The sequence below is a fragment of the Rugamonas rubra genome, from assembly GCF_900114705.1.
In the GTDB taxonomy this organism is placed as follows: domain Bacteria; phylum Pseudomonadota; class Gammaproteobacteria; order Burkholderiales; family Burkholderiaceae_D; genus Rugamonas; species Rugamonas rubra.
The window spans coordinates 1-17817 of record NZ_FOTW01000045.1; the positions used below are offsets into that span (position 1 = coordinate 1).

Annotated in this window: 13 protein-coding genes and 3 pseudogenes; 4 read left to right on the forward strand and 12 right to left on the reverse strand. The window is 57.9% G+C overall.

Annotated elements, in window-relative coordinates; genetic code table 11:
- From BM252_RS28710 to rpmH, 7 genes and pseudogenes are all read right to left on the reverse strand, one after another.
- The coding region (locus tag BM252_RS28710) for a transposase (RefSeq protein ID WP_139236437.1) at positions 1–269 on the reverse strand (269 nt) is incomplete at its 3' end.
- Between the two features lie 28 nt (positions 270–297).
- On the reverse strand, positions 298–1131 hold the full coding sequence (gene rhuM, locus BM252_RS28715; protein ID WP_093391138.1) for a RhuM family protein: 834 nt from the start codon (positions 1129–1131) through the stop codon (positions 298–300).
- Between the two features lie 99 nt (positions 1132–1230).
- A complete protein-coding gene (mnmE, locus tag BM252_RS28720) occupies positions 1231–2610 on the reverse strand; it encodes a tRNA uridine-5-carboxymethylaminomethyl(34) synthesis GTPase MnmE (protein ID WP_093391139.1) in 1380 nt (459 codons plus the stop codon).
- 90 nt (positions 2611–2700) lie between these two features.
- Positions 2701–4389, reverse strand: a complete 1689-nt coding sequence (yidC, locus tag BM252_RS28725; RefSeq protein WP_093391141.1) for a membrane protein insertase YidC — start codon at positions 4387–4389, stop codon at positions 2701–2703.
- Between the two features lie 11 nt (positions 4390–4400).
- Positions 4401–4673, reverse strand: coding sequence for a membrane protein insertion efficiency factor YidD (gene yidD / locus BM252_RS28730; protein WP_093391142.1), 273 nt, complete (start codon positions 4671–4673; stop codon positions 4401–4403).
- A 110-nt stretch (positions 4674–4783) separates the two neighbouring features.
- Positions 4784–5176 (reverse strand): annotated as a pseudogene (gene rnpA, locus BM252_RS28735) (ribonuclease P protein component); the annotation flags it as partial.
- A gap of 23 nt (positions 5177–5199) precedes the next feature.
- Positions 5200–5334, reverse strand: a complete 135-nt coding sequence (rpmH, locus tag BM252_RS28740) for a 50S ribosomal protein L34 (protein ID WP_010401996.1) — start codon at positions 5332–5334, stop codon at positions 5200–5202.
- A 413-nt stretch (positions 5335–5747) separates the two neighbouring features.
- Here rpmH and dnaA point away from each other — a divergent pair, with 413 nt between their 5' ends.
- The 3 genes from dnaA to gyrB all read left to right on the forward strand — a co-directional run bounded on the left by dnaA (position 5748) and on the right by gyrB (position 11089).
- Complete coding sequence (gene dnaA, locus BM252_RS28745; protein WP_093391145.1) at positions 5748–7145, forward strand: chromosomal replication initiator protein DnaA; 1398 nt, start codon at positions 5748–5750, stop codon at positions 7143–7145.
- A 259-nt stretch (positions 7146–7404) separates the two neighbouring features.
- Positions 7405–8511 carry a DNA polymerase III subunit beta gene (dnaN, locus tag BM252_RS28750; protein WP_093391147.1) on the forward strand — a complete coding sequence of 369 codons (1107 nt, stop codon included), beginning with the start codon at positions 7405–7407 and terminating at the stop codon, positions 8509–8511.
- Positions 8512–8590: 79 nt separating this feature from the next.
- Positions 8591–11089 carry a DNA topoisomerase (ATP-hydrolyzing) subunit B gene (gene gyrB / locus BM252_RS28755; RefSeq protein ID WP_093391149.1) on the forward strand — a complete coding sequence of 833 codons (2499 nt, stop codon included), beginning with the start codon at positions 8591–8593 and terminating at the stop codon, positions 11087–11089.
- Between the two features lie 433 nt (positions 11090–11522).
- Here the strand turns inward: gyrB and BM252_RS28760 are convergent, their stop codons facing one another.
- The 4 genes and pseudogenes from BM252_RS28760 to BM252_RS28775 all read right to left on the reverse strand — a co-directional run.
- The gene (locus tag BM252_RS28760; RefSeq protein ID WP_093391150.1) at positions 11523–13850 is read right to left on the reverse strand and encodes an AAA family ATPase; all 2328 of its coding nucleotides are present in this window, start codon (positions 13848–13850) and stop codon (positions 11523–11525) included.
- Positions 13825–14490 carry an ABC-three component system middle component 1 gene (locus BM252_RS28765; protein ID WP_093391152.1) on the reverse strand — a complete coding sequence of 222 codons (666 nt, stop codon included), beginning with the start codon at positions 14488–14490 and terminating at the stop codon, positions 13825–13827. The genes BM252_RS28760 and BM252_RS28765 overlap by 26 nt, the downstream gene beginning before the upstream one ends.
- Complete coding sequence (locus tag BM252_RS28770; protein ID WP_093391153.1) at positions 14480–15712, reverse strand: ABC-three component system protein; 1233 nt, start codon at positions 15710–15712, stop codon at positions 14480–14482. The genes BM252_RS28765 and BM252_RS28770 overlap by 11 nt, the downstream gene beginning before the upstream one ends.
- Before the next feature lie 343 nt (positions 15713–16055).
- A pseudogene (locus BM252_RS28775) lies at positions 16056–16595 on the reverse strand (transposase); the annotation flags it as partial.
- 206 nt (positions 16596–16801) lie between these two features.
- On the opposite strand from BM252_RS28775, the pseudogene BM252_RS28780 reads away from it, so the two are divergent.
- A pseudogene (locus tag BM252_RS28780) lies at positions 16802–17398 on the forward strand (IS5 family transposase); the annotation flags it as partial.
- Between the two features lie 102 nt (positions 17399–17500).
- On the opposite strand, the gene BM252_RS28785 reads toward BM252_RS28780, so the two are convergent.
- On the reverse strand, positions 17501–17817 hold a 317-nt coding region (locus tag BM252_RS28785; RefSeq protein WP_245774316.1), incomplete at its 5' end, for an integrase core domain-containing protein.

Consider the following 17817-nt stretch of genomic DNA (forward strand, 5'->3'; position numbering starts at 1 on the left):
AGCCAATCGACCTGCATCTTCAGCCGCCCAATCTCGCCATACAGCTTGTCTTCCGGGCTGCTTTCATCGACTGGCTTGGGACCACGCTTGGCATCAAACAAGGCTGCCGCGTTGTCCAGGATTTCCTTCTTCCATTGGCCAACCAGGACTGGATGTACGCCGTACTCCTGCGCGATCTCCGTCACCGTCTTCACCCCGCGCACCGCCTCAAGGCCCACCTTGCCCTTGAACTCCGCCGTGTGCACTCGCCGCTTTTTACCTTCACTCATTTGCTGTCATCCTTTCACGGACCACAGCTTAAACCATCGTCTCAAATTCGGGATCCACTATATTGCGCTGCTGGGTCCGTAGCTCCGCGAACTCTAGAAACAAAGTAACGATGCGGTTCAAGTGTTCGATCTCTTCCGCATTCAGATAGTTCTTAGCGACGATCACGTCCGTCTTGCGAACACAACCGGAGCGCCACGCGGTCAACGCCATATTGGGCTGCGACGGGTCGGCACGTTGAACAATAATTTCCGCCGCAGTCTGCCGAGTAACGGCGAAGAGCATCTTGTTTTGAACTTCAGCAAAGAACTGCCCCGCCAACTCGACATGGTCCCGGTAGTCCACCGACAGCGCAAAAAGAGCGCGCACCTTCTGATAGAAGCGCTTCTCCGAGGCTCGTATGTCCCGGATGCGGCGGAGTAGCTCGTCAAAGTAATCCCATCCAACCGGATCCTTCAAGCGCGCGTCATCCAGAACGAAACCCTTGACCAGGTACTCCTTTAGATGAGCGGTCGCCCATTGACGAAATTGAACGCCGCGCGGGGATCTGACCCGATAGCCGACGGCCAAAACCATCTCCAGGCTGTATTGTTTGACCGGACGTTGAATCTGACGCTTACCTTCCGTTCGAACTATTAAGGAAGACTTAATAGTTGCCCCAGCCTGTAATTCGCCCTCCGCCAGAACATTCTTAATATGAATATTGACGTTGGCCACCGTAGTTTGAAATAACTCGGCCAGTTCGAGTTGCGTCAGCCAGACAGTCCCTCCCTCTGCGCGTAAGAAGAACTGCGCGCGGCCGTCGTCGGTCGCATACAGCACCAATTCACCCTCGCCACCTGCCGCGTCGTTAGGACCACTCATTGCTCAATCTCATAGATATCTCTCCATCCACATCAACATAACGCCGAAGGCGCTCTGCGACCTTGATTTCGACGCGCAGAAATGCACGAACAAAAGATATCACTTTCCGATGCAGAAGCGGCCGAAGATCACGCCCAGCAGATCGTCCGACGAGAAGGCGCCGGTGATGCTCGACAATTGCGCCTGGGCCAGCCGCAGCTCCTCGGCGAACAGGTCGAGCGACTGGTCGTTCTGCGCGGCGTGCTCGCCGGCGCGGTCCAGGTGGGCGCCGGCGTTCTTCAGCGCGATCAAATGCCGTTCGCGCGCCAGGTAGAGCGACTCGCCGGTCTGCTGCCAGCCGGCGATGCGCAGCAGCTCGGCGCGCAGCAGGTCGATGCCGATGTGCTCGTGCGCCGACAGGTAGATGTGGGTGGCGTCCGCCATCGCGTCGACCGCCGCCTTGTGGCCGGACAGGTCGATCTTGTTCCACACCCGCAGCACCGGCACGCCGGCCGGGAAGGCGGCGACGATGTGGTCGTCGGCGCGCGAGGGGCCGTGGTCGGCGTCGAGCAGGTGCAGGATCACGTCGGCCTTGGCCACCTCGCCCCAGGTGCGCTCGATGCCGATGCGCTCGACCACGTCGACGGCGTCGTCGATGGTGCGGATGCCGGCGGTGTCGATGATGTTGAGCGGAATGCCCTCGATCTGGATGGTCTCGCTGACCTTGTCGCGGGTGGTGCCGGCGATCGGCGTGACGATGGCCACGTCGGCCCCGGCCAACGCGTTGAGCAGGGACGACTTGCCGACGTTGGGCTGGCCCACCAGCACCACGTTGAGCCCCTCGCGCAGCAGCGCGCCCTGGGCGGCCTGCTTGAACACCTGCTGCAGCGAGGCGACGATGCCGGCCAGCTGGCCGCGCGCGTCGGACTTCTCCAGGAAGTCGATCTCCTCCTCGGGGAAGTCGAGCGTGGCCTCGACCAGCATGCGCAGATTGGTCACGCCGTCGACCAGGGTATTGACGGTCTTCGAGAACGCGCCCGACAGCGACTGCGAGGCCGACTTGGCGGCCGCCTCGGTGGAGGCGTCGATCAGGTCGGCCACCGCCTCGGCCTGGGCCAGGTCGAGCTTGTCGTTCAGATAGGCGCGGCGGGTGAACTCGCCCGGCTCGGCCAGGCGCAGGCCGCTCTCGGCGCCGGCCTCGAGCACGCGCGCCAGCAGCAGTTGCAGCACGATGGGGCCGCCGTGGCCCTGCAGCTCCAGCACGTCCTCGCCGGTGTAGGACTGCGGTCCCTTGAAGTGGATGGCGATGCCCTGGTCGATCAGCGTGCCGTCGGCCTGGCGGAACGGGATGTAGGTGGCGTGGCGCGGCGCCAGCGCGGTGGCGCCGAACAGCGCGCTCATCAATGGTTGCAGGTTCTTGCCGGAGGCGCGCACGACGCCGATGCCGCCGCGCCCCGGTGCGGTGGCGATGGCGGCGATGGGGGAGGAGTCTAGTTTCATGGAATGATTGTAAATTATCGAGACGGGTGCGGATACAAAAAAGCCCGTGCGGGGCACGGGCTTTTTCACAACAGGCGGGCTGTGCCTACATTATGCGGCGGCCGCTTCGGCGTATTTCTTCGAGATCACATACTGCTGACCGATCGACAGCACGTTGTTCACCACCCAGTACAGCACCAGGCCGGACGGGAAGAAGAAGAACATCACCGAGAAGGCCAGCGGCATGAACAACATCATCTTGGCCTGCATCGGATCGGCCGGGGCCGGGTTCAGCTTGGTGGTGATGTACATCGAAATGGCGTACAGCACCGGCAGGATGAACCAAGGATCGGGCGCGGCCAGGTTGGTGATCCAGCCGATCCACGGCGCGCCGCGAATCTCCACCGACGCTTGCAGCACCCAGTACAGGGCGATGAAGACCGGCATCTGCACCAGGATCGGCAGGCAGCCGCCCAGCGGATTGATCTTCTCGGCCTTGTACAGCTCCATGGTGGCCTGGTTCATCTTGGCCGGGTCGCCCTTGTGGCGCTCGCGGATCGCCTGCATCTTCGGCGTGACCAGTTTGACCTTGGCCATGCTGCGGTAGCCGGCGGCCGACAGCGGGAAGAAGGCCAGCTTGATCAAGATGGTGAAGACGATGATGGTCCAGCCCCAGTTGCCCAGTACCGCGTGCAACTGCTCCATGACCCAGAAGATAGGCTTGGCGATGATGGTCAGGAAACCGTAGTCCTTGACCAGGTCCAGGCCCGGCGTGACCTTTTCCAGCAGCTTGGCTTCCTGCGGGCCGGAATACAGCTTGGCGTGGTTGCTCACGGTGGCGCCGGGCGCCAGGGTGCCCAGCGGCTGGACCACGCCGATGGCGTACAGGTTGGTGTCGATCTTCTTGGTGAAGATGTCGCGCGCCAGCTTGTCCTGCGGCACCAGGGCCGAGACGAAGAAGTGCTGCGAGATGGCGACCCAGCCGTTGTCGGCCTTGGTCGGGTGGTCCATCACCACCGGCTTGCCGGTCTTGACCGATTCCGCCGCCTCTTTTTCCACGGTTTCGAACTGCAGCTTGTGGTACTTGTCGGCGTCGGTGTACAGGGTCGGGCCGGTGTAGCTGCTGTTGAAGTAGGACTCGCCCTCGGGCTTGTTGCCGTCGTGTACCAGCTGCATGTACAGCTCGGGCTTGACCGGCGCGGCGCCGACGTTGCTCACGTCGTGCTGCACGTCGACCACGTAGTCGCCGCGTTTGAAGGTGAAGGTCTTGGTCAGCTTGACGCCGCCCTGCTCCGCTTCCAGCACCAGTTGGATCTGGCTGCCGTCGTTGAGCATGCGCGCGCCCGGCTTGGCGACGAAACCGGTGTTGTGGTTCGGCAGGCCGGCTGCGCCGACCAGGCCGGTCTGGGCCAGGTAGGTCTTCTTGGCGGTGGCTTCGAACAGCACCTGGTTCTTGCTGGTGTCGATGCCGTCCTTGAACTTGAGCAGCTCCAGGCGCACGATCTGGCCGCCCAGGGTGTCGATGTCGGCGCGGATCACATCGGTGGTGATGGTGACGCGCTCGCTCTTGAACGGCGCGGCGGCGCCGGGCGCGCCGGGCACGGCTGCGGCTGCGGTGGCCACTGCGCTGGCGGCGGCCGGCAGGTCGGACTTCTTCGCGTCGGCGGCCTTGGCCGTGACGGCCGGCGGGGTCGGCGCGAACATGGACGGATTGCCATTCGATACCATCCAGTTGTTCCAGAGAACTACCAGCGACACGGCAAACACGATCCAAAGGATGGTACGTTTATTGATATCCATTAGGGTATTGATCAGGAGTGGTTGCAACCGCAAGCGGTCGTTGAAGAATCGGTGCTGTCTTGCGCCCCGTCCTTGGCAGGCACGGGGTCGAAGCCGCCCTCGTTCCAGGGATGGCAGCGACACACCCGCCGCGCCGCCAGGGCACTGCCCTTGGCGGCGCCGTGCACCCGCAGCGCCTCGAGCGCATAGTTCGAGCAGCTGGGGTAGAAGCGGCAACGCGGCCCCATCAGCGGACTGATGGTCAGCTGGTAGGCGCGAAGCAAGAAGCTTAGCAGGGTTTTCATGGCGCCGTCGAGCTGGCATCCGGCGTGGCGTCCGCCACGGCGGCGGGCGCCTCGGCCGGCGCCTCGGCCAGGTTCGCCGCCGCGCTTGCGGCGGCGCTCCTGGCCTGGCGTTCCAGCGCCGCCTGCGCGGCGAACAGGCGCGTCAATTCCAGCCGCAAAGCCGTCTTCAGCTTGGCGGTGGTGGCCGGGCCGTCCTTGGTGTTGACCGGCTTGGCCAGGCGCACCACGCAATCGATGGCCGGCAGGCCGGTCTGGCGGAACAGCTCGCGCGTGACGCGCTTGATCGTGTTGCGCGTGGCCGCACGCGGCGCGAACCGCTTCGCCACCACGACGCCCAGCCGCGCATGCGGCAGTTGGTTCAGACGGGTATAGAGCACGAAATGCGCAGTTTTCTGCGTAGGGCGCAAACGAAAAACGGATGAAAATTCATCCGTTTTAATGATGCGCCGAACGCGCGCGAAGTCGTGAGAACCTTCGCCTGTCGAGCCGCTAGAGCTGTCCACGCGATCAGCTAACAAGGTCTGGCTTATACGGCCAGACGCTTGCGGCCTTTTGCGCGACGTGCGTTGAGCACATCACGGCCACCACGGGTAGCCATACGAGCGCGGAAGCCGTGCGTACGCTTGCGGCGTACAACGGAAGGTTGGTAAGTACGTTTCATGTTGGTCTCGCTAAAAAGCAAAAAAAATGCAAAATCGGGTCTGACGTCCCGTCAGTTTTTGGTGCCAATGACATTTCGCGCACTTATGCCAACACTCCGGCACAAGCTGGGTCCATCTCATCGCCCGCTGATATCCACGCTTACTCCATATAAGTGAATAAACACGGAATACGGGCGGGGAACCCTGAATTATCGGCATTTCGATCCCGCATGTCAACAGCAAAGTAGCGCCCGAAGCGCTTTGAAGCCCCGCCGACGTGCGAAAATATGCGTCGTGCCTGTGGATAACTTTCTCCGGCGAGAGTAGAATAGCGCGTTACGTGTGGCGAGCCCTCGCGCTGCGATCCAGTTCTGGACTGCTCGCCGGGGCAGTATCGATACGCCCTCCCACACCTTTTCACAGTAGACGATTCATGGAAAATTTCTGGCAGACCTGTTCCGCGCAGTTGGAACTGGAGCTGACGCCGCAACAATTCAGTGCGTGGATTAAACCGCTCATCCCCCTCGATTACGAGGAGGGCAAGTTGCGTCTGGCCGCTCCCAATCGCTTCAAGCTCGATTGGGTCAAGACCCAGTTCGCCAGCCGCATCACCGCGCTGGCCTGCCAGTATTGGGAAGCGCCGACCGAGGTGCAGTTCGTGCTCGACCCGCGCCTGTCGGCGCCGAAAAAGGTCGCCAGCGTGGCACCCGTGCCCGACAACAACGGTGGCGTCCCATCCGGCAACGCCCGCATGGCCGATCCGGTGCCCTCCGTGCCCGAGCTGCCGGCCAGCGCCGCGCCACGGCGCGAGCAAAGCCGCATCAACACCGACCTGACCTTCGACAGCTTCGTCACCGGTAAGGCCAACCAGCTGGCGCGCGCCGCCGCCATCCAGGTGGCCAATAATCCGGGCGTGTCCTACAACCCGCTGTTCTTCTACGGCGGCGTGGGCCTGGGTAAGACCCACTTGATCCACGCCATCGGCAACCAGGTGATGGCCGACCAGCCGGGCGCCAAGATCCGCTACATCCACGCCGAGCAGTACGTGCGCGACGTGGTGACCGCCTACCAGCGCAAGGGCTTCGACGACTTCAAGCACTATTACCACTCGCTCGACATGCTGTTGATCGATGATATTCAATTCTTCGGCGGCAAAAGCCGCACGCAGGAAGAGTTCTTCTATGCGTTCGAGGCGCTGATCGCCGCGAAGAAGCAGATCATCATCACCAGCGACACCTATCCGAAAGAGATCACCGGCATGGACGATCGCCTGATCTCGCGCTTCGACTCCGGCCTGACCGTGGCGATCGAACCACCGGAACTGGAAATGCGCGTGGCGATCCTGTTGAAGAAGGCCAAGCAGGAGGGCGTCACGTTCTCCGACGACGTCGCCTTCTTCGTCGCCAAGCACCTGCGCTCCAACGTGCGCGAGCTCGAAGGCGCGCTGCGCAAGATCCTGGCCTACTCGCGCTTCCACGGCAAGGACATCACGATCGACATCGTGAAAGAGGCGCTGAAGGATTTGCTGTCGGTGCAGAACCGCCAGATTTCCGTGGAAAACATCCAGAAGACGGTGGCCGACTTCTTCAACATCAAGGTCGCCGACATGTACTCGAAGCGCCGCCCCGCCAACATCGCGCGGCCGCGTCAGATCGCCATGTACCTAGCCAAGGAGTTGACGCAGAAGAGTCTGCCGGAGATCGGCGAACTGTTCGGCGGCCGCGACCACACCACCGTGCTGCACGCGGTGCGCAAGATCGCGCTGGACCGCACCAAGAACCCCGAGTGCAACCACGAGCTGCACGTGCTGGAGCAGACGCTCAAGGGCTAAGCGGGCATGGGACCAGAGCATGCATAGGGTCAGACCCTAGGGTCTGACCCTGAGTAAGTCTGACCCTGAGTAAGTCTGACCCTGAGCAAGTCTGACCCTGAGCAAGCAAAGCGGTCGGCGCGCGGACAGAAACGCAAGTGCTGGCCTGTGCGCCGGTTTGCCATTATGATTCAGGCAAACATTTGTGCTTTCCGCCAAACAGAATTAATTAGCAACATTGTTATAAAAGCATCTTTAAAACTTACCATTGAGGATAACTATGCAATTGGTCAAAACCACCCGAGATACCCTTCTCCGGCCACTGCAGATCGTGAGCGGTATTGTCGAGCGTCGGCACACTATGCCGATTCTGGCCAATATCCTCATCCGCAAAGAAGGCGAAAGCGTCTCCTTCCTGTCGACCGACACGGAAGTGCAGATCACCACCCACGCCGACATCGGCTCCGGCCATGAAGTGGCCGGCACCACCGTGGCCGCGCGCAAGCTGCTCGACATCCTGCGCGCCCTGCCCGAGTCCGGCGACGTGACCATGACCCTGCTCAACAAGCGCCTGACCGTGCAAACCGGCAAGTCGCGCTTCGCGCTGCAGACCCTGGCCGCCGAAGAGTTCCCGACCGTGCAACAGGCCGAGAGCTACAACGCCACCGTCACCCTGCCGCAGAAGACGCTCAAGCACCTGTTCAACATGGTCCACTTCTCCATGGCCCAGCAGGACATCCGCTACTACCTGAACGGCCTGCTGCTGGTGTTGGACGGCAAGAACGTCATCGCCGTCGCCACCGACGGCCACCGCCTGGCCTTCTGCCAAGTGGAGACCGAGCAAACCTTCGAGCGCCAGGAAGTGATCATCCCGCGCAAGACCATCATCGAGCTGCAGCGCCTGCTCGAAGAGAACGACGAGCCGGTGCAGCTCGACATCGCGGCGAACCAAGTCAAGCTGACCTTCGCCGACATCGAACTGATCTCCAAGCTGGTCGAGGGCAAGTTCCCCGACTACACCCGCGTGATCCCCAAGGGTTACAAGAACGAGTTCACCATCGGCCGCGACGAGCTGCTGCGTTCGCTGCAACGCGCCGCCATCATGACCAGCGACAAGTTCAAGGGCGTGCGCTGCATCATGACCCCGGGCAGCATGAAGATCAGCTCGACCAACGCCGACCAGGAAGAAGCGGTCGAGGAACTGGAGATCGACTACGGCGGCGACAGCGTCGACATCGGCTTCAACGTCACCTACCTGCTCGACGTGCTCAACAATTTGAAGTGCGACCAGATCAACATCGCCCTGGGCGACTCGAACTCGTCGGCGCTGATCTCGATCCCGGACAACACCGACTTCAAGTACGTCGTCATGCCGATGCGCATCTAAGTCGGCCGCGCGTGGTTAGCGCGGCCGGCAGCAGTGGTTTTAGAAGTTCCCAGTAATTCGTTATTTGAGAAAGCAGTCCATGTCCGATAGCCCACAAGAGAATCCAGTCCCGGCCAAGCAGGAAGAATACGGTGCGTCCTCCATCCAGATCCTGGAAGGCCTGGAAGCCGTGCGCAAACGTCCCGGTATGTACATCGGCGACACCTCGGACGGCACCGGCCTGCACCACCTGGTGTTCGAAGTGCTGGACAACTCGATCGACGAATCGCTGGCCGGCCACTGCACCGAGATCCACGTCACCATCCACTCGGACAACTCGATCTCGATCACCGACAACGGCCGCGGCGTGCCGACCGGCCTGAAAATGGACGACAAGCACGACCCGAAACGCTCGGCTGCCGAAATCGTCATGACCGAGCTGCACGCCGGCGGCAAGTTCGACCAGAACAGCTACAAGGTGTCCGGCGGCCTGCACGGCGTCGGCGTGTCCTGCGTCAACGCCCTGTCCAAGCTGCTCAAGCTGACCATCCGCCGCGACGGCAAGGTGCACTACATGGAGTTCGTCCGTGGCGTGCCGCAAAACCGCGAGCTCGACACGCGCGACGGCTTCGCCGTCTCGCCGATCAAGGTCATCGGCGAGACCGACAAGCGCGGCACCGACGTCCACTTCTGGGCCGACGAGGAGATCTTCAACCACGTCGAGTTCCACTACGAAATTTTGGCCAAGCGCATCCGCGAGCTGAGCTTCCTCAACAACGGCGTCAACATCAAGCTGACCGACCAGCGTAACGGCAAGGAAGAGATCTTCGCCTTCGAGGGCGGCACCCGCGGCTTCGTCGAATACATCAACAAGGCCAAGACGGTGCTGCACCCGACCGTGTTCCAAGCCACCGGCGAACGCATGTCGGACCAGAACACCAACATCACCGTCGACGTCTCGATGCAGTGGAACGACGCCTACAACGAGCAGGTGCTGTGCTTCACCAACAACATCCCGCAGCGCGACGGCGGCACCCACCTGACCGGCCTGCGCGCCGCGATGACCCGGGTCATCAACAAATACATCGACGAGCAGGAGTTCGCCAAGAAGGCCAAGGTCGAGATCACCGGCGACGACATGCGCGAAGGCCTGACCTGCGTGCTGTCGGTCAAGGTGCCGGAGCCGAAGTTCTCCTCGCAGACCAAGGACAAGCTGGTCTCGTCCGAAGTACGCGGCCCGGTCGAAGAGATCGTCGCCAAGACGCTGTCGGACTACCTGCAGGAAAAACCGAACGATGCCAAAATCATCTGCGGCAAGATCGTCGAAGCGGCGCGCGCGCGCGAAGCGGCCCGCAAGGCCCGCGACCTGACCCGCCGCAAGGGCGTGATGGACGGCCTGGGCCTGTCGGCCAAGCTGGCCGACTGCCAGGAAAAAGACCCCGCCCTGTGCGAACTCTACGTGGTCGAGGGTGACTCCGCAGGCGGCTCGGCCAAGCAAGGCCGGGACCGCAAGTTCCAGGCCATTCTGCCGCTGCGCGGCAAGGTGCTGAACGTGGAAAAGGCGCGCTTCGAGAAGATGCTGTCGTCCGAGCAGATCACCACGCTGATCGCCACGCTGGGCACCTCGATCGGACCGGACGAGTTCAACGTCGAAAAACTGCGCTACCACCGCATCATCATCATGACCGATGCGGACGTCGACGGCGCCCACATCCGCACCCTGCTGCTGACCCTGTTCTACCGCCAGATGCCGCAGCTGGTCGAGCGCGGCCACATCTACATCGCCCAGCCGCCGCTGTACAAGGTCAAGGCCGGCCGCGACGAGCGCTACCTCAAGGACGACGTGGAGGAAGCCAGCTATATGATGAGCGTGGCGCTGAACACCGCCGTGCTGATCCCGCGCGAAGGCGCCGACCCTATCGTCGGCGAGCCGCTGGCCGAGCTGGTGCGCAAGTTCAACCTGGCCAACGCCATCATGACCCGCTTGACCCGCGTGATCGACCGCGCCGCGCTGACCGCCATCATGACCGGCGTGACGCTGAACCTGGACACGCTGGAGCAGGCCGAAACCTCGGCCCGCGCGCTGGCCGAGAACATCAACGACATCGCCGTGAAGGTGTCGGTGCGCTCGGACGAGCTGTCCGAGAAGCACATGCTGTGGATCGAGCGCATGCACCACGGTAACGTGAAGGTCACCGCGATCGATGCGGACTTCGTCTTGGGCACCGACTACAGCGTGCTGGCCAACGCCGCCGCCACCTTCACCGGCTTGATCGGCGAAGGCGCCGTGGTCACCCGTGGCGAAGGCGAGCGCGTGAAGGAATCGGCCGTGGTCGACTTCCACCACGCCATGCAGTTCCTGCGCGACGAGGCGGAACGTGTGGTCTCCAAGCAGCGCTACAAAGGTCTGGGCGAGATGAACCCGGCTCAGCTGTGGGAAACCACCATGGATCCGAAGGTGCGCCGCTTGCTGAAGGTGCAGATTGAGGATGCGATTGCGGCGGATCAGATCTTTACCACCTTGATGGGGGATGATGTTGAGCCGCGTCGGGCGTTTATTGAGAACAATGCGCTGCGGGCTGGCAACATCGACGTGTAAATCTGTTGGGTGACACAAAAAGTGAAAACTGTGCCAAGTAAGTGAAAAACCAATGACGCAGTTAGTGAAAAAAGGCTCCAAGGAGCCTTTTTTTACGTCAAGTACCATCACACTTTATGATGATTGCTGGGCCATCGAAAATGTTAAAAAGTAGGCCCGCAAGTGGAGCGAGCATACTCACCAGCGCCAAAAGACACTGATCGATAGACGCCAGCACAGCGCCTGGTGACGCGCAAGCGAGGGGCTGCGACCGACTAGCGGAAGCCATATCCGGTATCTCAGCAAGCGATTCAGGCTGCATCCGCCGAGGCGACGCCCATAACAAGCGGGACTACGGGCCAAGCACTGGTGTGAATTCCGCTCCCTTTATCCCCTAGAGAGCGATGTACACCAGCCGAAAGGGTGCAGGATGGGAGTTTGCGAGTTCCTCTCGCTACGATGCTTCTTTTACCATGCGTTGCATATTGAGCGAGCTCGTCGTCAACCCAGCCCTGTTGAAGCGGTAGCGCATGTACGCCGAAATATCGTCTTCATGAGACGATACGATGAGCTGGCAATGCTTGAGCTCACAGCGGAGCAAATCGGTTAGAGAGGCAACGTTTACCTCGTCGAGAGACTGAGATGGGTCGTCGATAAGTATGAGCGGGACATCTGCATACACCTTGTTGAGCGAAAGGAAGAAGGCGAGGCTGAGGGCGGAAACCTGTCCGGTGCTCATGGACATGACCGCGTCATGGTCAGACTTTTCCGCCGTCAAGAACCGCAGTTGCTTGCCATCCTGACTCTCGATGAATAGCCCGAGACCGCGCTGATAGTTCTGGATGAGCCGACCACTGTAAATATGGAAAATGAGCTCAATTGCCGATATGGTTTGATCAGCGTACTTTTGCTCTGCTTTCTTCAAGGTCGCGAGTAGTTTGTTGACCTTGTCTTTAGCCTTGTTGGCAGCCTCGTTCTCGCGTTGAAATTTTTGAAGTTCTTCAATGCACTTTTGAAGCCTGCTGCTCTGGGCTTCGTTCGCCTTGATCGTTATATAAAGCTCTTTGTTTTTTAGATCTTGAATATCAAAAATATAGAAGTCCTTCAAGTCCTTGAACACGGCGTCGATAGTCTGTCGCCAATCTTCCGGAGGCACCACGGTCTCGTCCGTTTTCTTGGCGCGCATCAAATTCCGTAACTCTTCCAGTCGGGCAGCTACCAACACTTCGTCGTCAGTGAACATGAAGGCGACTTGAATACCCGCTACCCTGAGTCGTTCGGCTAAATACTGGATTGCGGGTAGTCGGGGCTTTGCTTCTGTAAGCGCTTTATGTAGCGCACCGTTATATCCCGGCTGCAGGACTGCCTCCCGGCCCTGAATATACGTCTCAATGGTGGTGAGCTCAGCAGTCATCGCGGCGATCAAGGCGACAAGTGCTTTACCGTCCCCCCCTAAAATATTATTGATCTTCTGGGCCCTGTCCTCAACAGCTTGAAGCATTGATGCGTGAGATTTCCAGTCGGCTCCGCACAGCGGGCAAAATTTATCGTCAGAATAGAGCTTGGCATGCTCATCAAGGAGATTTTGTTTCAACCGTGCCAATTCTGCTGCGGCGCTATCGTTGGCGTTATTCTTCGTCTGCAGGTTATCGCGGATTGTAATCTGGGCCGCGAACCACTCCAGCCGATCAGTTGCCCAACCTGGCAGCGTGTGGGCCTGATCCACAGTGATGACAGAAGCCCCTTTCTTGATGATAGCGGTTGCTTTCGTGAGCTTGTCGATCTCTCCTTTGGTTTTTTCCAGATCATCCAGCTTGTTCAATTCAGTGCCCAAACGAGCCAGATTGGTCAGTGACTCAGTATGTAGATTAATGTCGGCTTCGATGGCTTCATTTTCCGCTCGGATGCGGATGGGGGCTTTTAGGAGAAGTAGGTCATTTAGTTTGTGGATGAACTTCAGGAACTGGGCATGAACATCTTGGGCAAAAGTGGGGAAGGGGTCTTCCTTGTCCCAACCTGGTTCGGACTCAACGGTGGACAATTTTTTGTATTCAACGCTACCCAAGTCCGCTTGAAGCATTTCGCGCAAGGCACTGCACTCGGTTTTGAGCGCATCTTCATCTGCTTTGCGTTTTTCGTCGTTCAAATACTTGGTGAGTTTGGTTGCGATCGACCGGCAGTTATCAATTTCTGTGGCGACATCGCTTATGTTAAACAAATTTCCGAGCACATCCTTACGTTCGTCCACCCGTGTGTGAAGCAGTTTGTTCTGCCCTTGCTCCAGGTAATTCAGGAACGAGAAGTTTTCCCTAAAATTCTTTCCAAACACTTGGTCAAGGAATTCGTCGTCACGTTTATTTTCTGATGTATAAGCTTTGGAGTCGAAATCGGGCAGCTCATAGAGGGTAAAGTGCTTGAACTTATCTGCCCGGTTGTTCGCTTTGGTTTCGAACGTTTTTACAGGCGCATGTCTGGCTAAAACGAGCTTACGATCACCATCAACGAATTCAATCTTAATTGATAGGTCTTTCTTACCCGAGCGAGTGTTCCAAAACAGGTTGTCATCATAGTTGCTTTTATTTCTTGTCATCAAGGTCGTGAAGAGGTTACAGATTCTCTTAATCTGACCTGTGAGTAATAACTCGATGGCATCAAAGATACTGGTCTTCCCATATCCATTCGGCCCATCCAGGGTCAACAGAGACGAAGCGTCTAAATTCAAGGCGATGTGCTTGAAAGCTTTGAAGCTAGTGACTTCAATTCGAGTTATTATCCAGCTCATTTTTAATCAGTTCCTTGATCAATTCGTCTACGTTATTAGCAGTGTGTTTTTGAACGATTTTATATGTCACGTCCAGCTCGGCTTCAGCAACCGCCTCGGCCGCTTGCAGGCGTAAAGAGACGAGATCCCCTCGCGTGAATGGGAGCTCAAGAAAAGGCAATTTGATGAAGATTTTTGCTGCCACGCTGTACTGTGTAGCTGCCAGAGGATCATTCTTATAGTTGCCAAACTGGCTCTTATCAGAAATAGTAGCGGCGAGCTTATTAAAGGAATATTCTTGAATCGCGCTCGCCTCTGCGTCGCTGTAGTACAGAATATATTTCTTGAAAAAGTGAGGATCCTCTTCAATCGCAAATATCTGCTCTTCGTTGTCTTTGAATTCCGCTAGTTTGTTCAGGTGATGAACGCAGATCAGATCGCAATTTTTCTTGAACGCTGGATGGCTGAGGAAAGATTCAGGTGCCGATTGGTTGATGGCGGCGTTCAGTTCGACGGGACTGAGCAGTTCGTCCAGCTTGTGCAGGATCACAAACCTGATCGCTGACTGAGATTCACGGACGTAGAAGCTCGTCAAATCGGTTTGGTACTCTTTTGCGAAGCCATGAGCAATTAGTGCCTCATCAATAATATTATTTATCATTCAGTCGAGCCTCCGCATCTTCTTTGGTCACTATGCTTAAGCAAAGTGATTTTGTTATATTGCTGTCGATCCGATCTTTAACGTCTTGATTACTCAGATCGTCGGAATTGGTGTATTTTGTATTAATGGTGAAAGACTTGGTGGATCTGCAGGGGATGAGGTGGTTGTACTCAAATAAGAGTTTAAGAAGGTCACCATTGCTTTCCATTTCCCCCAGTAAATCTGACGTGCAACCTTCGTGATCATCAATTAAAGGGAGATCGAGAGCTGTTGGAAGGTAAAAGGTTTTATGGTTATCCAAATAATGGGGGAATTGTTTGAAGATCGGCTCAACGCTCATAGCCTCAACAAGCTCGGAATAACGTCGGATATCGGCCTTTTGGATGGTTGAAAATCGTTCAGATGGCTTAATCAGCTGACAGAGCGCTTTCATTTCTTTTACGTCAGTGGTGCGAATATGCTCAAATAGCTTGCGTGCTCTGGAATACGCTTCATCATTCATTCCAGGTAAATATTGATCAAGCCGGTTTTCAAGATGATTGTGCAGATCGGCCTTCAATTCGGCGGTGTAATAATCAGTATCGTCGTAAGGGTTTTTGTTCAAAATATCATCTAATAAGCTTTGAGCCGAAATCCGACTCTCATGAGCGGCTTGATTTGCTTTTTTTCGATCGACCTGCACAATACGATGTATTTCTACCGCCTTGGTACTTATTTTTTCAGATAGAAGACAATAATTGTAATTCAAAAATCTATCGCTCACCGTTTTAGATCGACTGGCGAAAATTTTCCCAATAATATCTTTAGTGAGCCCTTCTATTTCACCTAGGCCGCAATATTTGTTTTTACCATAAACGTAGAACTGAACAGTTTCCCCGTTCGTTCCTGTGTGGTCATTGGTATTATCAAGTTGAACGGAGACATGAAAGTAACGTAAAATTCCGGCGGCGCGATCAAATTCGATTGCTGAAGATTTTTCCAAGGCTTCGGCGTACACGCTACGATTTATTCCAATCTTGGCTTTTACCTGATGAGCACTGATTAACGCCCCGCTTTTGTAGATCGAAAAATCATCACTGCTATCTAGTTGAAGCTCAAAATCCAAGTCGCCTTGATCGATCAGCTTGAGGGCGTGGTAGAGCGCGATTTTTCCTTGGTAGACATAACCGCTCCATGTTGTCACTGCAGTGGCTGGATAATTTTTATCCTTATCGTTACTCACCTTGTTCACCTCACCAATCGTATTTCATTAAACGCCAATCAATATCGCATTTCGCATAATTTACCTATGAGACGAAAACCTCGAATCTTGGTCGTGACTATGCTACGGCCGCACCTTTAGGGAATTGGTGTCGAACAAGCGGATTTCTACCTCTGGCCGAACTCCGGCATTAGCATAAGGATAGCACTCTTGCCATGTAGGAAAATACGCAAAATACCACGCGACAATAATGGCCCCCAGACGAGTTCGTTACAAAAATGGCGGTCTGACGTGGATCTGGCTGCCCCCTCCAGTATGTAAGCTCACTTTTAGGGCTCTATGCCGTTTCGTGTGGAAACTGACTTCAGGCGGCATGCCGCGTAACGCCAAACTCGCGCGGCACGGCGGCGCGCAGCGCATTGGCCGGTAGGTGTTCGAGTTTGGCCATGCGCAAATAGGCGATGAAGTTGGTGATGGTGCGGAAGCCGCGCGCGACCCGCTTGGTCTGCTGGAGCATGCCGTTCATGGCCTCGACATAGGCAATGCTGCGGCCTTCTAGCATGCCGCGCACCACGCCGGGCAGGCGTTCCTTGAGGGTGTTGGCGAGGCGTTTGAACGGCTCCAGGCGGCAGCGGCGCGCCCAGGATATCCAGCCCAACAAGTCCTGCTCCGCCTTGGCGGCGCAGTTGGCGGCCACGGCGCCGCGATAGACCTCGCGCAGGGCCTGCTTCAAGCGCCAGGCCCGCGCGCTTTTCAAATTGGAGCGTTGTAGCCAATGCATCGAATTGATCTGCTGGTAGGTCCAGCCGACGGGATTTTTGCGCATGCCCCACAGCGTCGCCTTGACCGCCTTGCGGTCTTCGCCCAGCGCGGCGCGCACGGCCTTGGGCTGGCTGCGCTGATCACTAAAAATGACCACGCTATGCGTCGGATCTCATTGCTGAGCCTACAAAATTTCAAAGCAACGTATGTGTCGGCATCGGCACTAGCTCAGCAACAAGCATTGTCCGTTTCAGCACTGCTCAGGAAAATTACGGTAGCACCTGTAACAGGTCCCAAGGTTGATGGTGGGCGACAATACTTCTTCAAGTGTTGCGAGATCAAAGTCTGGAGCCGCTGCATCTGGTGGTCGACAGCACCGGCCTGAAGGTGTTTGGCGAGGGCGAATGGAAGGTGCGCAAGCACGGCTATTCCAAGCGGCACACCTGGCGCAAGGTGCATCTAGCGATGGACGCGAACACCGGCCAGATTTGCGCCGCGCTAATGACGCACCAGGACGTCGGCGATGCCGAAGTGCTGCCAGACCTGCTCGACCAGATCCCGGCCGGCACGCCGATCGGTGTCGTCGGCGGCGATGGCGCCTACGACACCCGGCAATGCCACGCGGTGATCGCCGCGCGCGAGGCCACGCTGTCGATCCCGCCGCGCGATGGCGCGGCGCCCTGGCCGCAACGAACCCCGGGCGCGGCTTGGCGCAACGATGCGCTCGACGCCATCGGCAGTAGCAACCGGCGGGAGTGGAAGATATCGAGCGGCTATCACCGCCGCTCGCACGCCGAGACGTTGATGTACCGTTTGAAGATGCTCACGGGCAGGAGTTTGGCGGCGCGCACGATTAGCGCCCAAGCCACCGAAGTGGCCATCCGTGCAGGCGTGCTCAATCGCATGGCCGCGCTGGCTCGCCCTCAGTCCGTCCGTATCACGTGAATTCAAGGGAAAGGGGAAAGTCCCAGTCAGAACCGATTTATGCAACAACGCCAGATGAACCCGTAAAGTGGACCCGTCAGTCAAGACACTCTGCCAGTTAATTTAAGCTGTGCCCATTTCCACTTCATCAGCTGCTCGGCGCTGTCCCGTACCACTCTTTTCCTGCGGCGTCTCGCCGTCATCGCCGTACCTGTCGACGATCAACGCACCGCCGCCAATCCCATCGCGATGGACTTGATCGGGCGTCTGATACCTCAGCGACTGGTGCGGCCGCTGTGCGTTGTAGAACGCGAAATACTGTGCCAGGCCCACCATCAATTCCGCCATGTTGGCGTAGCCCTTCAGGTACACGTCCTCGTACTTCACGTTGCGCCACAAGCGCTCGACGAAAATATTGTCCAGCGCCCGTCCGCGCCCGT

Excerpts from the sequence above, each read along its gene's own strand:
- BM252_RS28765 (WP_093391152.1), bottom strand. The coding sequence starts at position 14,490 with ATGATAAATAATATTATTGATGAGGCACTAATTGCTCATGGCTTCGCA.
- dnaN (WP_093391147.1), top strand. The coding sequence starts at position 7,405 with ATGCAATTGGTCAAAACCACCCGAGATACCCTTCTCCGGCCACTGCAG.
- rpmH (WP_010401996.1), bottom strand. The coding sequence starts at position 5,334 with ATGAAACGTACTTACCAACCTTCCGTTGTACGCCGCAAGCGTACGCAC.
- gyrB (WP_093391149.1), top strand. The coding sequence starts at position 8,591 with ATGTCCGATAGCCCACAAGAGAATCCAGTCCCGGCCAAGCAGGAAGAA.
- yidD (WP_093391142.1), bottom strand. The coding sequence starts at position 4,673 with ATGAAAACCCTGCTAAGCTTCTTGCTTCGCGCCTACCAGCTGACCATC.
- mnmE (WP_093391139.1), bottom strand. The coding sequence starts at position 2,610 with ATGAAACTAGACTCCTCCCCCATCGCCGCCATCGCCACCGCACCGGGG.
- dnaA (WP_093391145.1), top strand. The coding sequence starts at position 5,748 with ATGGAAAATTTCTGGCAGACCTGTTCCGCGCAGTTGGAACTGGAGCTG.
- yidC (WP_093391141.1), bottom strand. The coding sequence starts at position 4,389 with ATGGATATCAATAAACGTACCATCCTTTGGATCGTGTTTGCCGTGTCG.
- BM252_RS28760 (WP_093391150.1), bottom strand. The coding sequence starts at position 13,850 with ATGAGCTGGATAATAACTCGAATTGAAGTCACTAGCTTCAAAGCTTTC.
- rhuM (WP_093391138.1), bottom strand. The coding sequence starts at position 1,131 with ATGAGTGGTCCTAACGACGCGGCAGGTGGCGAGGGTGAATTGGTGCTG.